Source organism: Clostridium sp. AF19-22AC, from assembly GCF_003479085.1.
Classification (GTDB): Bacteria; Bacillota; Clostridia; order Lachnospirales; family Lachnospiraceae; genus Faecalicatena_A; species Faecalicatena_A orotica.
Genome location: NZ_QUGN01000015.1, coordinates 1 through 13,361, shown reverse-complemented (window position 1 = coordinate 13,361; position 13,361 = coordinate 1). Strand labels below are relative to the sequence as shown.

Below are 13,361 nucleotides of genomic sequence, written 5' to 3'. Positions count from 1 at the left end.
TTGCACTGTGATGGTTAAACTGTGGCACTGGCCGATACGGTGGCCTTGCGCGGCTCCTGCCTGGGTAACTGGCTGACGGTGGTAAAAATGCCCTTCTCCATGTCCTCGGCCCGGATTGTGGCCTTTGCTGCCTCCACCTGGGCCTTGCGTTTGGCGTTGTAGTGTTCTTCCCATTCCTTCTGCTTGCCGTTGGCCTTGCGGCGTAAGTAGTTCTGGTGAAGCCTGTCCTTGCGTTCCTCCTTCTTCCGCAGTTCTTCCTGTTCCTCCGGGGTTAAAGGAACCGGCTGTAAGGATGGTGGGATATAACGTCCTAAAAAATTGAAGTAGATTTCAATTTCCTGCGTGGTGTCCTGACTGCCTTTTCGGGCGCGTTCGTGGACAAGGATTTTCTCTACAAACTCGTTGAGCATGGTGTTTGTCAGCGTGTCAAAATTCTCATACTTATCAATCAGGGCTATAAATTTCTCCGCTGATTTCTGGCTTTGCTCGTAGCCGGTAACAGCCTTTTCCAGCTCCGCAATTTCAATCTCAAGTGCGTCCTGCTCTTTGGCATACTGTGCATCAAGCGCCCTATATCGTGCATCCGGCAGCTTGCCGAGGGCGTTGTCCTCATAGATTTTGCAAATCAGTTTTTCCAGTTCTCCGGCTCTCTTTTGGGCAGCAGCCAGACGCCTGCGCTTTTTCGATATATCGGCACTCTGTTGAGCAACCTGCGTCTCCTGAACAGTGTGAATAAATTCCGTCCGGTCATTTTTGGAATATTCAGCGATAGCCCGGAGCGTGTCGGAAACCAATGTCAGAACGGCACTCTCATTGATACGGTGTTGAGTGGAGCATCGTGTCCCACACGGAACTTTGGTATAATTGGAACAGGTATATTGAGAAACCCGCTTGCCATTGTTGGTGCGGTGGACATACATCTTGCCGCCACAATCGGCACAATAGAGCAAGCCTGTGAGGGGAGCCGCTTCGCCCCAGCCGTTTGGATAACGCCGTACATTGCTGCGGATTTTCTGCGCCAAATCAAAGGTCTGCTGGTCGATAATGGCTTCATGGGTATTCTCAAAGATCGTCCATTTGTCCTCAGAAACATAGTGGCTTTTCTTGTCCTTAAAGTGCTTGCGGGTCTTGAAATTGATGGTGTGCCCTAAATACTCTCGTTTTTTCAAGATATTCACGATGGTAGATGATCCCCATCCATAGGGGTCTTTGACCGGCTTTGAACGGTTCACCCCTTCGTTGAATCGGGCAAGGTGTACGACAGGAATTTCAATCCGGTCTGCGGACAACTTGCAAGCGATCTGATAAGGCCCATATCCCTCCAGCGTGAGGGAAAAGATACGGCGTACCACTTCGGCGGCTTCCTCATCTACCAGCCAATGTTCCCGATTTTCATCCCACAAGTAGCCGTAAATCACGGTGCCTGTCAGGTGCTTACCGCTCATGCCTTTTGACTTAAACACAGAGCGGATTTTCCGGCTGGTGTCGCGGGCGTAAAACTCATTCATGATATTACGGAAGGGCGTAAAATCATCGTCGCCTTTCAGACTGTCCACGCCATCGTTGATGGCAATTAACCGGACGCCGCGCTGCCGCAAAATCTCCATGACCTGGCCGACTTTCAGATAGTCACGCCCTAACCGGCTCATGTCCTTGATGACGATTGCCTCTACACGCCCTGCCTCCACTTCCTCCATCATCGCCAAAAATCCGGGGCGGTCAAAACGAGTGCCTGAGATACCATCATCGGTAAAGTGCGTAGGGTTGGGCAGCCCATTCCGGCGGGCAAAATCCTCTAACATCTGCTTTTGGTTGGATATGGAATTGCTCTCGCCCTGTAACTCATCGTCCCGGCTCAGCCGCTCGTACAGTGGGGTGATTTTTTCGTTTCTCATAGCTGTACCTCCTGAAACAAAAATGCTCTAAGTGATTGCTTCACTAACCATGACAAAATCATGATTAAGAAGTCACTTAGAGCATATATCACCTGCCGCCTGTTTGTAAATATGGTACTGTTTTACTGCAATACTGTCCGGCTCCCGCATCTCCAGACGTTCAAACAGGATATCCAGCGGGGACTCATAGTTCTCATCGTCCTCTTTGACCTGTGCGGAGCCCAGCATCTCCATGATCATGGAAAAGTTCTGCTCCTCCGGCGGCGCTTCGTGCAGGAGATACAGCATCAGTGCCTGCAGGAGAGCTGTCTCACTTTTCTCCCAGAATGGATCCTGGGACTGCGACCCTTTTGGTGTGGTGTTTTTTATCAGATTTGATATCAGACGCAGCACATCCTTGTCATCATGGACGTACTGGAATGGGTTATAACAAAAGGAAGTGTCTGGGTTGATCAGGTCAAAAACACGGACTTCGTAGCCTTTCTTTTTTAGCAGCCCTCCTGTTTTCCGGAGCAGCTCCGCTTTGGGGTCTGTGATGACCATTGAACAGTTGCACTGCATGATATTAGGAATGGCATAGGTCCTCGATTTTCCCGCTCCGGATCCCCCCGTTACCAAGACGTTCAAACAACGCCGGTGTTTATAGACATTCAGCCCCATACGGAAGTTCTGTGTCAGTAACAGGTTATGGGAATAAGGGTGGTCCCGGTACCTTTTACATATCTGATGCACATCCCCCCATTTGGCGGAACCATGTTCCTCACCTCTGCGGTAGTTCCGCTGATTTGCATAGAAGATGCCAATCCCCATTGCATATAAAAAGGTACAAACCAAAACTGTTTTTGCAGTATATTCTGTCATATGCAGGGTAAAGGGATGGTCCAGCCGCTCTGTCAGCACTTCCAAAATCTCCAGAAGGTTCTGGCCAGGATGTATGGAGTCCGCGATAAGGACAGCCGCCCACCAGACTACCGGTAAGGCCAGAAGCCAGACCACCCACTCTGACTTCCTGTGATTCTTTGCTACCGGGAAGGCTCACCCTTCTCTCTCTTCTTTTCGGGTATCTCCGCCTTGTGGAACTGGTCCACTCCCACATTCAGTGCCAGCGTACTGCCATTTTCCCACTGGACATGGATCTGCCCGATATCATCCACACAGAATATCTCCCCTTTTAAACCAGCCGGCATCTGTGGTTCTCCTTCCATTTCATCCAAGTAGATTTGGGTTCCTGCAGGATACCTCCGCCTGATGGATTCTATTTTTTGTTTCTCATAATTCAGACATATTCCCCCTTTCCAAGGCCAGACATTCTTTGTCTGTACAAAAAAACGGGAATAAGCCACACTTTCCAGCCCATTCCCGGTGATATCATCATTCGATTTACTTGATTTCCATATTACCTTACGGCACACCGTTTGTATTTTGCCTGCAGAAGCTTATAAAATACCCGGTCGATACAGTCTGTATAATCCCCTTCTGCGATACGGGCATCCCGGTGTTTATTGAGTGCCAGGACTGCTTTTTGGTACTCGTTATCAGTGAGAAACAGCTTCTTCTCCCTGCATCTGTCGAGCTTTACGATCAGGTTCCCGGTCACATCAAGGGGCATCCCCTTCTTTTTCTCTTCCTGAAACAGATCATACAGGGCAAATACAAGCATGTTCTTTGTGAGTTCATCCATTTTGATATATCTTTGTTTCTCCATAGGTCCGCCTCCATTTCCACTGTTTTCCTACTCACAACATATCACACTTTTTCAGGAATAGCTACGTTATGTCTGCCGGAAATACTACTGAACTTAGCGTTCGGTCTGGCTCTTATTTTTGGCAGTTTTACCTTTTTTCCCTTCCTCAACGTTGAATTCATCTGCCGTAAACGCCTGCTCTGCTTCCCCCAGATTCCGGTCCATGCGGGTTCCTATGGTGTAGGAAGCATTTTTGATATCATTGATGAAATCCCGCAGTTCCTTCGGATCCCGGTTGCCTTTCCCCTGCATTTCGCATACTTTGTCAAACCGGAATCCACTGTTTTCCACGCCATACTTCTGCGCCACCACATAGGCCGCACAGAATGCCTGGGCAGAAACCTTTGCCCGGCTGTATGTGCCATTATGCAGATCCAGAGACGCACAGGCCAGTTCCCGGTTAATCGCATGAAAGGTGGTAACCTCCGACATCCCATTCCTCACATAGATGGAACGCTGGTTGGGGATATACTGGGCCTGCACCCCCTCCGGCAGGTTCTCTGCAATCTGGATCCGTACATCCGCATTTTTTAAAAGTGCCCCCATGAGTTCCTCCATTGATTTCTGTGGGCGCGGTTCCGGCTGTTTCATGCGGATCTGGCTGATGTCATAAGCCCTGCAGATAGAATACCCCTGCATGGCAACGCCATCCTTTTCATATTCCTGCCCTGCCATAAAGAGATACCCTTTGCCCCTGGCCTCCGGCCGGATGGAATGCTTTTCCTCCCGGATTTTTTCGTAGGTCTTTACCTGCCGGATCTCCGGATTCTGGCTGTACAGCAGAAGCAGGTTCGGTGTCCTCTGGGGAGCGCACTGTGCCACAAAATTTAAGAACCCTTTCAGGGAATCACTGTCCTTGAACACATCCTGTGCCTTCGCATCTATTTCCGCCCATACCTCTTCCCGCTCCTGCTTTTTCAGGGCAGCATACTCTTCCTTGGACAGCTGATGGGTTTCCCCGCCCTGGGAACCGTCCTCACTGTTTAAATATTTTTCTAAATCCATACCACATTACCTCCCTTTCCCTCTTGTCTTTTTCTTAGTTTTCCTGCCGGCAGAACGCCTCTTCCCTTTGGAAGGACTCCTTTCCTTCCTCTTCTGTGCCTCTGCCGCCTGTTCCTGTTTGATCTGGTCCAGCTCCTGCTTAACGGATGGCTTGTTATTCGTGTCTTCCGAAGCTGTCAAAGTATCGCTGCTGCGCAAGGAAGATTCGGACGGATTCTCTCCGTTCTCCTCCTGCGCCTGAGAAAAATTTTCATTCTCAGGCTCCTGAATATCGAAACTGAACTCACTGTCAGGCTCGCTGATTTCAAACTGTACTTCTCCTTCCGGCATCTCAACCGTTTCTGTCTTGGCAGGCTCCTGCGCTGCAACCTCTTTCTCCACTTCAGAAGCCATCTCATGGACAGCCGCCCCGCTCTCCGCCTTCACATAATCCAGCCCCATATTGTTCATAATGCGGTTCATTTTCGCAGCATCATCTGCATACACCATTGCCTCGCAGTGTACGGGGTTTTTCCTATCCCGGATGATCACATACAGAAGTCCATGCCTCTTGGCTTCCTGGCAAAACTCCCGCAGCCTGTCAGGCGGCACGTTAAAGAATTTCATCGGCTGGTTTGTCTTCAGCATACGGATCATGCGCGTCCTGCCGTGTGTCTTCTTCTGATCTTTAAGCACTGCCGCAAAGAAAACAGCAAGTTCCTTTGCCAGGCTCCCGGAAAGCCGCAGACCATGTTCCATGCCATCCAGCGAATACCGGACGATCTGGTCCGCAGCGTCTCCTCCATAATTCATGCTCCCACCTCCTATCGCTCTTTCTTTTTAGGTTCCTCTGTTCTTCCTGTCTTATGTTCCTGCCCTGCCTGTTCCTCCATCTTCTGGATTTCCTGCAGTCTTCCCTCTATTTCCAAGGAATGCTGTTCAATCTTCCTGCACATCTTCACCTCACGCCTAAGAGGCTTCAGTTCCTCCGTTATCTCTTGGATCCTCTCTGCATCCGGGTCTGCCCTGTACAGGCGGTGCCGCTCTTTTGTAAGCTGCAGCATCCGCTCTTCCAAGGGCTGACAATAAGTGCGCAGCTGCTCCAGAGTCGTAATATCATGCTTTTGGAGAAACTCCATCTGTTCGATCCGCTGATCCAGCTTTCGGATATCCGCCTGAACCTGAAAGGATGTCCTTCTTGGCCGCTTCTGAAAGATTCCCATCCGGTAGAGATAGGAATAATAGAGTGCCTGAAGGCCGGAATATTTCTTTCGCTGAAAAATGGTTTTCCCAGTAGGTTCCCGATGTTTTTTCTTTGGTTGCAGGATCCGCTCCTGAATGCTGGTTTCCGTATAATTTTCCCCCAGACTTTTAAGCCGGACAAACCGTTCCATCCCCGGTGCTTTCACAGCCACATATTTCCGGTCCAGCTTCCATTCATAGCCTTTCTCTTCCATCCGGTACACGAACTGTTTCCAGGTAAAGCTGTCCTGGACTGCCTCCCGGATATCCATGCGGATCCCCGTCCTCCACGTAGGTTTCCCCTCCTGCTCTGCTTTCCATTGGGCATAGCTCATCCCTTTCCCATCAGCAGTCTGGATAACGGACAGTCCGTATTTCCTGCACAGACCGTCAGAAATCCTCCGGATCTCCTCGTAGTAACTCCTGCTGTTGCTGTGGTATTTGTGCCCATCCACCATGCTGACGGAATTAAATACCAGATGGTTATGGTAATGGCTGGTGTTCAGATGGGTCGTAATCACCACCTCAAACTGACCTTTCAGCAGCTGTTCTGCTAATTCCTGCCCAATCAGATGGGCCAGTTCCGGGGATACTTCCCCTGCGGAAAAACTCTGGATCAGGTGGTACCCCTGCACGCCGCCTGTCTTATGGAACCGGCTTTTCGTGGCTGCCATATCGGCATAGGCATTCTCACAGGTACAGCCAATGGCATCCTCGAACAAGGTCAGCTCTGTTTTCTCCCGATTCAAAGCATACGCAACAGCGCCCTCCAGGGAACCTGCAGTATCCAGCTTTCGGGTAGTTTTTTCCTTATCTTTGATATACTCAATGGAATTGTCCAGGCGGTGGACGGGTATGATACTGGTATATGCCATAGGCCTTTACCAGTCTTCTTTGACGATCTGCCATGCCTCCTTAGATATCCTCTGCATTTCGTGGATACTTTCAGGGCTTGCCGTCCCGGAAGCATTCGCCACATGGGCCAGCTGGTTGGCATTGTTGCACAGCCCGGCAATCTTCCTAAGCAGGTCTGCATGATGTTCACAGGGCTTTGCGCGCACTTCAGCGCCGCAGATCAAAGACCGGAGATACTCTTCCCGGGTAAAACCGCTTTTCGACACCTGCTCGTCCAGATGGCGTAACTCTTTTGCGTCCAGGCGGACAGGGATGACATGGTTGCGTTTCCGCATTGGATCACCTACTTTCTTTTCTACGATTAAATTTTCATCCCCTCTGTCTTTCATTTACTGCTCATATGGTATCTTCTCTTTTTCTGATGGATCCTGTTTCGCCCACTGCTCCATCTCCCGGTCTGTGCGTTTTCCACAGACTATGATGCACATCGTAGTAACACCTATAATACTCCCCACTATGATTCCTACCAAAAATCCAACCATTACGAAAACCTCCTCTGCTTTTTCTTTTTTTCATATGCTTCTAATGTAACAGTACCCTCATCTAAAATCCGCAGGTCATGGTTCCCGCAAATGTCCCGATATCCCCATTCCCCTTCTGGCAATACGATTGTTTTTCTTGTCATAACCGTACCGAAAAAGCTGGTCAGTACCATCTTTCCTAGTTGTATCGGTTTCCCGGAATCCTTGGGATGATGGCGGACTTCATATAAATGCCATCCCTTTGGTACACTGTACGGATCAATCCGATTTCTGGATAATAATGCTTCCCTGCCAAAAATCCGTATCTTTTGATATAAAACTTTTCTTGCGTCTTCTCCCAGAGACATCCCTCCTTTTTCGATTTCCGGGGGTTTGGGGTTCTCCCCAAAGTGCGTTTGGATATCCAAACGCTATGCTTGCAAAACCAGTCGCACCAGATAGTCAGCCATGTCTAGCATTCCGTATGACTGACTATTGATTTTCCTTGATCTTAATAAGCCCATCCAAGGTGGTACAGATGATATGCAACCGGTCCGCCATGCTGATTTCCGTGTTCATGGTTCCGGTCACTTCCCTGCCGCAAACCACCACCATCCGGCAGCGCCTTAAAATCAAGTGCGACATCCGATTGAACGCCTGCTGATCCTCCGCTTCCCCATCATCCAAAAATTCGGAGAAGCCAAACTGCGGACAGATTGGCACATATCCCATTTCATAAATCTTCCTGCAGTATTTCTGCATTTTTGCCCGGCTCTCATCTGCCGGACAGCAGACATAAGCCAATGCCTGTTCCATTACACATCCCTCCTTCCCGGCATCCACGTGGATGCTCTTATTCTCCCGAACATGATTTCAGGGCATCCATATGGATACCCTGATTACCTCGCCCTGTCTTCTTTTCCACATTTCTTCACCCGGTCCATATCTGCCCGGTACTCGAATACCTCGTTCCCTAAGATTTCCTCCGGCTCTACGATGCTCTGGTTAATCTCCCTGACCATGCTCCGCAGTTCCTTCTCTGTTATGTCACAGTCTTTCTTTCTCAAAATGAGAAGTTCGTGCACACTTGAGGGGAGTATATAATAATCACTTCCGATCTGTCTGCTGACCTGCTTAAGGACATCCGGATACAATACCACCGTTGCTCCGTATTGGGTATCTTTGTTAGTCAATACATACATCGGCGAATCGAAATCCTCCTCCGCATTTCCCGTCATTATTTCACTCATTACTTCATTCATGGACTGAAACTTTACTTCATCGCTGTTCTGTGTATTATCTAATGCTATTTTAAATAATTCTGCTTTCGGTATCTTCCACGATTCCGCCATATCATTAGTCACCTGTGTGTACATACTCCCTGACTCATTTCTCTCCACTTCCATATATAAGACTTCTGCCCCCATTGGGTGGATTCTGTATGGTCCCTTTTTGTAGTATGCCTGATTATTTTCTTTATTGACTAGACGTACCCGAAGCTTCTCTTTCACCCTTCCATAATCCACAAAGTCATTACGGTCAAACTCAGGGATTTTCTGGTTCCGATAAAATTCCACCAATTCCTTGCTAATCTGTTGCAAAGGTTTTCCATGAAGATAAGACTGGTAGGAATCATGCAAATAAATGACAGGGGCTGACGTTTTTCCATCCTGCCGGATGGACAGGCCTGACAATACCACGTTATTTTTCTGTGTCTTCATCAGCTCACAACGGTATGTCCCTTGTTTGTTCAGTTCCAGACTGACTGCCTCCAGCAGGCTTTCCTGAAACTCCTGATAAGATAATCTATTCTCCATCTCTTCCCTCCTCCTTTTCCTGTTTTGCCGCGTCCAGTGCAAACCTTACACGGTCTGTTCCTAGCTTATAATAAGCATCCGTCACTTCAATCCCTACAGCCTGATACCCTTCCTCCGCTGCGGCCAGAATAGTCGTACCTGCTCCGGCAAAGGGATCTAAAAGAATTCCGCCCGGTTCACAGATCTGGATGACATCCTTCATCAGCTGCAAAGGCTTTTCTGTTACATGGATGCGGTTCTGAGGATTCCCATATCGGAACACCCCCGGAAGACAGGACACTGGACGGTTCACCGGCATGGGGCCGTTGCTTCCCCACACAATGTATTCTGCCTGTTGGCGGAAACGCCCCTTCTGCGGCCGAGAGTTTCCCTTATCCCACACAGCAGTTCCACGCCAGATCCAGCCCGCCCACTGAAGGGCATCGGTGATGGACGGATATTGGCGCCAGTCAATGAACAGGCAGATGGGAGCACCTGATTTACAGGCTTTCCGCACATCATACAGCCACTCTGCCATCCAGTGGGTCCAGGAACGCTGGTCCTTATTATCTCCGTCAAAATCCGGCAGGGCATTTTCGCTCCTCATGCTGCTGTACTTCTGGTTTGTGGTACGGTTCCTCTCATTCTGTTTCGTACCCCCAGAAGCATAAGGCGGATCTGTAATGACCGCATCAAATACTCCCGGTTTAAATGCTTTTACCAGCTTTAAGGTATCCCCGTGGAGAATCTCCCAATTTTCACCTCCTGTATGCTCCTTTGGGATGCATCCCTCTTTCATCAAGGTTTCCAGTTTCAAGCTATGTTCCAATAGGCATCATCCTTTCTTTTCAGCGCTCTGGCTGTTTCTTTTTTCTGATTCCGGCCGCAGGCTTATCCAAACCTTCACAGTCTTTGTAGTCCTGCGGGGGCTCCAGGTCTTTCTCTTTTGTAATTACATCGATCCTTCCCTTCTCTAAAATAAACAGATCCTCTGTTGGGTTTATCAACTCTGTGTTAGGAAGCACATTGTCTTTGATTATAAATTCTCCCCGGACCTCCCCATATACTTTGCAGTTCCCGGCAACCAAAGGCGACCTCCCTTTTATGGCACCCTCGGCAAGTACCGCATCTCCGGCGATTCTGGCGTAGTCTTTGACTTCCCCGCTGCGGATGCGGCACCTCCCCTCTGCAACAGCTCTATCAAATAATTGGGCATCCCCGGAAAGCAGGGCGTTTTCTCTGGCACATGCCCCATCGTATATCTGGGCATCCTCTGTCAGCCTTGCCTGTTCACAACAAATGGCATTGTCATGCACCCAGCATGTTCCTTCCTGGGAGAGATTTTCCTCCCCTGCCACGAATCCCCCTACCGTTCCGGGCCGGACATAGCTACCTATAGGAATGCGTGCCTTTATCCTGTGAAGCCAGGGGTATCTTGGATGCGACTGGTCCGTGATTTTATATTTCTTCTCCCCGACCAGCATACCGATATCTGACATGTCAAAATGGAGCCTTATGGTTCCACCAGAAACTGGGATCTCTTTTTGTGAAAATCGGGATCCAAATTCCTCTTGAAATTCCCGCCATATATAATGGTTCAGAACATCCTTCTCTTCATTGGAAAGTTCTCCTTTTAGAGAAAGACTGATCTCCCCATACAGACAGCAGTCTGCTGTATGGACAGACACATCTGCATAACGGAGTCTGTGTTTTAGTTTTCCTTCCTGATATTTCTGGAAAAGCCCGGTATTATCTTCCATCTGTCCGGTATTCCTTAGATTATGGAGGGCATTCTGTATGTCTTGTTCGTATTCTGCCAGCTCGGCACTGGATAAGAGCACCGGGCCCGGGAAATACGGTTCCTGGGCCCGCTCCATAAATTCTTCATCAAATTGTGCCCTAGGTTCATCCATATAGAACTCACCGCTCACAGGGACTGTCATGGTGTAAATCATCGGCTTTCCCCCTTCTCTTTTCTGTTTTTCTCTTTCTCCCTTGAAACCTTTGGGCCTTTCTCTTCCCCTGCCGGAACACTGAGCTCCGTTTCTACGTATTGGCTGATGATCCCCAGGGCCTGATAATAATCTCCAGATTTCTGCACCTTCCGAAACATTTCTTCTGCCTGATCTGCCTGGCCCTGATTGATTAACCGTCTTCTGGCATCTGCTAAGATTGAATAAATATTCCCATCATGTCCAAGCAACTTCAATTTGGGCTTTTTCGGATAAGGCGCTTTTTCCGTTGTTTTTAGTGCTGCCGTCCTCTGCTGGAACTTTTGCTCCTGCCCCTGCCAGAAATGGACATACAGGCAGCCTCCCTCTACCGGAATTTCCCGCTGCTCAAAACCTTCTCCCCAGCCATCCGAATACTGTCCGGTGATATATTCACACAGTTCATGGAGTTCCTGCGTATCCAGATATTCCTTAAGTTGCAAGGTCGTGCAGCCATATAAAACACCGTCTACATTTTTAACAGACACTTCTGCCTGCCGAACCTTCTCCCTGACAGAACTGCTTCCATGAAAGTAATCCATCAGATTGCAGGTTTTTCCCTCCACGGAGCCATATGAATTTTCTTTGTCTACCATCTTTTGTATGATTTCTTCATACTGTGCTAAATCCTCTCCCTCCAGATATTCCGTACCGTCTGCTTCCTCTTCATAGTCAAATCCGGAGTCATCTGGATAAAATTCTGCGGTCAGCGGGGTCAATAATTCCACCGGCAATATTTCCCTATCATCTTCTTTCATCCCACTCACCTCCCTCTGTCTATTGAGGCTTTCGCCTTTATACGTCTTTCCGCCGCCTGTTTTGCCAGATCCCCATAATCTGCACCCTCTTTTTCAGGCAGGTTCTTGATCACCCGATACTGTCCTTCATATGCCTTTTTCAAGTGCTCACAGGTCCATCGCCCCGCAAAATCATTATCCGTACAGATTTCCAGTTCCACCACTTCCGGATGACGTTTGAGAAAGGCTTCCAGTGCAGACGGTCTCTTAAATTCCCGCCTCTGTTCCCCTTCCCTTGGCGCATTGACTCCTCCCAAGGAGAGCCGGTATTTATCCGCCCGATTCTGCTCCAGCGTCATATGTGCCATGCCGTCAATCGCGGCTTCATAGAGTGCCACACGGACACCTTTCCCTGTTGGGGGGATGCAGAAAGAACAAGTCTTGTCACTGCCCTTCTGCTCAATCCGGAAAGGTTTCCCCTGCCGGTCATAAATCCCCCGCAGGAACGCATATTTGGGCTTCCGGTTTTCATCCATCCCAACAAAAACAGCATTGTGGTACGGGGCACTCTCATAGAGTATCCCTTCCTGTATGCAGTAATTGATAACCTCATTGCTGATCCCCCTGCCAAGCAGATACTGCCGGACACGTCTGCAGTCTGCATGACGCTCCGGCAGCACAAAGGGCACTTTCTCTTTTTCCGCACGCTCCGGCGGGATATAGGACGGATTCTGGCCGCTCAAAAACCGGACAGCCTCTACAAAATCCATCCCATTCACTTCTGTCAGAAAACGGAGTGCATTATATCCCCCAATATCACGGGATTTCCAGTGCCATGCACTTGTGATCTCATTGATCTTAAAGCTGTCATGATCCTTGAGCTGCCATTCGTTCCTGGCACCGGCCTTCTCCAGTCTGGAACTTTCAAACCGCTTCAGATATTCGATGCAGGACATGGCTCTGGCAGCTTCAATCTCTTCTTGTTCTACCCACGGCATCAGATCACCGCATTTTTCAATGCTTCCACCTTATCCACACGTTCCCAGGGGAATTCTTTCCTGCCGAAATGACCGTATGCCGCTGTCTGCTTAAAGATAGGGCGGTCCAGGCGCAGACCTTCTATGATCTGCTTTGGTGTCAGCCCAAACACCAAGGGGATCGCTGCCGCAAGACAGTCATCCGAACAGATTTTCCCGGTTCCGAAAGTATCCACCTGGACCATGACCGGCTGCGCTACTCCGATAGCATAGGCGAGAGACACCTGACAACGGCTGGCAAGTCCCGCAGCCACCATGTTTTTGGCAATATAGCGCGCCAGATACGCTGCGGAGCGGTCTACTTTCGAACAGTCTTTGCCTGAAAACGCCCCTCCCCCATGAGGGACCATGCTTCCATAGGTATCCACCATCAGTTTCCGTCCGGTCATCCCCGTATCTGCATCCAATCCCCCACAGACAAAACGTCCGGAGGGATTGATCATAATCTTGGTATCCTCATCTGCCGGAAGCGGACGAAGAGCCGGGCGCAGCACCTTTTCCCGGATCTCATGCGCCAGCTTTTTCATACTTATATCCATTCCTTTCGCTTCGCTCAGGC

General features: G+C 49.3%; 17 protein-coding genes. All 17 read right to left on the bottom strand.

The window, feature by feature from the left end; genetic code table 11:
• Positions 1 to 14: 14 nt before the first annotated feature.
• On the bottom strand, positions 15 to 1,895 hold the full coding sequence (locus DWX43_RS16730; RefSeq protein ID WP_118621118.1) for a recombinase family protein: 1,881 nt from the start codon (positions 1,893 to 1,895) through the stop codon (positions 15 to 17).
• 72 nt (positions 1,896 to 1,967) lie between these two features.
• Positions 1,968 to 2,891 carry a type IV secretory system conjugative DNA transfer family protein gene (locus DWX43_RS16725; RefSeq protein ID WP_330582280.1) on the bottom strand — a complete coding sequence of 308 codons (924 nt, stop codon included), beginning with the start codon at positions 2,889 to 2,891 and terminating at the stop codon, positions 1,968 to 1,970.
• A 26-nt stretch (positions 2,892 to 2,917) separates the two neighbouring features.
• Positions 2,918 to 3,238, bottom strand: coding sequence for a DUF4314 domain-containing protein (locus DWX43_RS16720; RefSeq protein ID WP_243099372.1), 321 nt, complete (start codon positions 3,236 to 3,238; stop codon positions 2,918 to 2,920).
• 53 nt (positions 3,239 to 3,291) lie between these two features.
• A complete protein-coding gene (locus tag DWX43_RS16715; RefSeq protein ID WP_118621117.1) occupies positions 3,292 to 3,600 on the bottom strand; it encodes a hypothetical protein in 309 nt (102 codons plus the stop codon).
• Between the two features lie 93 nt (positions 3,601 to 3,693).
• The gene (locus tag DWX43_RS16710) at positions 3,694 to 4,644 is read right to left on the bottom strand and encodes a hypothetical protein (protein WP_118621116.1); all 951 of its coding nucleotides are present in this window, start codon (positions 4,642 to 4,644) and stop codon (positions 3,694 to 3,696) included.
• 6 nt (positions 4,645 to 4,650) lie between these two features.
• The gene (locus tag DWX43_RS16705; protein WP_118621115.1) at positions 4,651 to 5,436 is read right to left on the bottom strand and encodes a PcfB family protein; all 786 of its coding nucleotides are present in this window, start codon (positions 5,434 to 5,436) and stop codon (positions 4,651 to 4,653) included.
• 11 nt (positions 5,437 to 5,447) lie between these two features.
• On the bottom strand, positions 5,448 to 6,740 hold the full coding sequence (locus tag DWX43_RS16700; protein ID WP_118621114.1) for a relaxase/mobilization nuclease domain-containing protein: 1,293 nt from the start codon (positions 6,738 to 6,740) through the stop codon (positions 5,448 to 5,450).
• Between the two features lie 6 nt (positions 6,741 to 6,746).
• Positions 6,747 to 7,055 (bottom strand): plasmid mobilization relaxosome protein MobC, encoded by a 309-nt coding sequence (mobC, locus tag DWX43_RS16695; protein WP_118621210.1) that lies wholly within the window; start codon positions 7,053 to 7,055, stop codon positions 6,747 to 6,749.
• Between the two features lie 54 nt (positions 7,056 to 7,109).
• Positions 7,110 to 7,262, bottom strand: coding sequence for a DUF3789 domain-containing protein (locus tag DWX43_RS16690; RefSeq protein WP_118621113.1), 153 nt, complete (start codon positions 7,260 to 7,262; stop codon positions 7,110 to 7,112).
• Positions 7,262 to 7,609, bottom strand: coding sequence for an LPD28 domain-containing protein (locus DWX43_RS16685; protein WP_118621112.1), 348 nt, complete (start codon positions 7,607 to 7,609; stop codon positions 7,262 to 7,264). The genes DWX43_RS16690 and DWX43_RS16685 overlap by 1 nt, the downstream gene beginning before the upstream one ends.
• 124 nt (positions 7,610 to 7,733) lie before the next feature.
• The gene (locus DWX43_RS16680; RefSeq protein ID WP_118621111.1) at positions 7,734 to 8,057 is read right to left on the bottom strand and encodes a hypothetical protein; all 324 of its coding nucleotides are present in this window, start codon (positions 8,055 to 8,057) and stop codon (positions 7,734 to 7,736) included.
• Between the two features lie 83 nt (positions 8,058 to 8,140).
• Positions 8,141 to 9,058 carry a DUF5688 family protein gene (locus tag DWX43_RS16675; RefSeq protein ID WP_118621110.1) on the bottom strand — a complete coding sequence of 306 codons (918 nt, stop codon included), beginning with the start codon at positions 9,056 to 9,058 and terminating at the stop codon, positions 8,141 to 8,143.
• Positions 9,048 to 9,836 (bottom strand): site-specific DNA-methyltransferase, encoded by a 789-nt coding sequence (locus DWX43_RS16670; RefSeq protein WP_347559308.1) that lies wholly within the window; start codon positions 9,834 to 9,836, stop codon positions 9,048 to 9,050. Before DWX43_RS16670 ends, DWX43_RS16675 begins: the two co-directional genes overlap by 11 nt.
• Before the next feature lie 49 nt (positions 9,837 to 9,885).
• A complete protein-coding gene (locus tag DWX43_RS27025) occupies positions 9,886 to 10,992 on the bottom strand; it encodes a hypothetical protein (protein WP_182440745.1) in 1,107 nt (368 codons plus the stop codon).
• Positions 10,989 to 11,786: a hypothetical protein gene (locus DWX43_RS16660; RefSeq protein ID WP_118621108.1), complete on the bottom strand. Its 798-nt coding sequence runs from the start codon at positions 11,784 to 11,786 to the stop codon at positions 10,989 to 10,991. The genes DWX43_RS27025 and DWX43_RS16660 overlap by 4 nt, the downstream gene beginning before the upstream one ends.
• A gap of 5 nt (positions 11,787 to 11,791) precedes the next feature.
• The gene (locus DWX43_RS16655; protein ID WP_118621107.1) at positions 11,792 to 12,763 is read right to left on the bottom strand and encodes a DUF3991 and TOPRIM domain-containing protein; all 972 of its coding nucleotides are present in this window, start codon (positions 12,761 to 12,763) and stop codon (positions 11,792 to 11,794) included.
• A partial coding sequence (locus DWX43_RS16650; RefSeq protein ID WP_182440744.1) for a methionine adenosyltransferase domain-containing protein occupies positions 12,763 to 13,361 on the bottom strand: 599 nt, incomplete at its 5' end. The genes DWX43_RS16655 and DWX43_RS16650, both read right to left, overlap by 1 nt.

Excerpts from the sequence above, each read along its gene's own strand:
- DWX43_RS16700 (WP_118621114.1), bottom strand. The coding sequence starts at position 6,740 with ATGGCATATACCAGTATCATACCCGTCCACCGCCTGGACAATTCCATT.
- DWX43_RS16675 (WP_118621110.1), bottom strand. The coding sequence starts at position 9,058 with ATGGAGAATAGATTATCTTATCAGGAGTTTCAGGAAAGCCTGCTGGAG.
- DWX43_RS16730 (WP_118621118.1), bottom strand. The coding sequence starts at position 1,895 with ATGAGAAACGAAAAAATCACCCCACTGTACGAGCGGCTGAGCCGGGAC.
- DWX43_RS16710 (WP_118621116.1), bottom strand. The coding sequence starts at position 4,644 with ATGGATTTAGAAAAATATTTAAACAGTGAGGACGGTTCCCAGGGCGGG.
- DWX43_RS16660 (WP_118621108.1), bottom strand. The coding sequence starts at position 11,786 with ATGAAAGAAGATGATAGGGAAATATTGCCGGTGGAATTATTGACCCCG.
- mobC (WP_118621210.1), bottom strand. The coding sequence starts at position 7,055 with ATGCGGAAACGCAACCATGTCATCCCTGTCCGCCTGGACGCAAAAGAG.
- DWX43_RS16655 (WP_118621107.1), bottom strand. The coding sequence starts at position 12,763 with ATGCCGTGGGTAGAACAAGAAGAGATTGAAGCTGCCAGAGCCATGTCC.
- DWX43_RS16685 (WP_118621112.1), bottom strand. The coding sequence starts at position 7,609 with ATGTCTCTGGGAGAAGACGCAAGAAAAGTTTTATATCAAAAGATACGG.
- DWX43_RS16690 (WP_118621113.1), bottom strand. The coding sequence starts at position 7,262 with ATGGTTGGATTTTTGGTAGGAATCATAGTGGGGAGTATTATAGGTGTT.
- DWX43_RS27025 (WP_182440745.1), bottom strand. The coding sequence starts at position 10,992 with ATGATTTACACCATGACAGTCCCTGTGAGCGGTGAGTTCTATATGGAT.
- DWX43_RS16670 (WP_347559308.1), bottom strand. The coding sequence starts at position 9,836 with ATGAAAGAGGGATGCATCCCAAAGGAGCATACAGGAGGTGAAAATTGG.
- DWX43_RS16705 (WP_118621115.1), bottom strand. The coding sequence starts at position 5,436 with ATGAATTATGGAGGAGACGCTGCGGACCAGATCGTCCGGTATTCGCTG.
- DWX43_RS16680 (WP_118621111.1), bottom strand. The coding sequence starts at position 8,057 with ATGGAACAGGCATTGGCTTATGTCTGCTGTCCGGCAGATGAGAGCCGG.
- DWX43_RS16715 (WP_118621117.1), bottom strand. The coding sequence starts at position 3,600 with ATGGAGAAACAAAGATATATCAAAATGGATGAACTCACAAAGAACATG.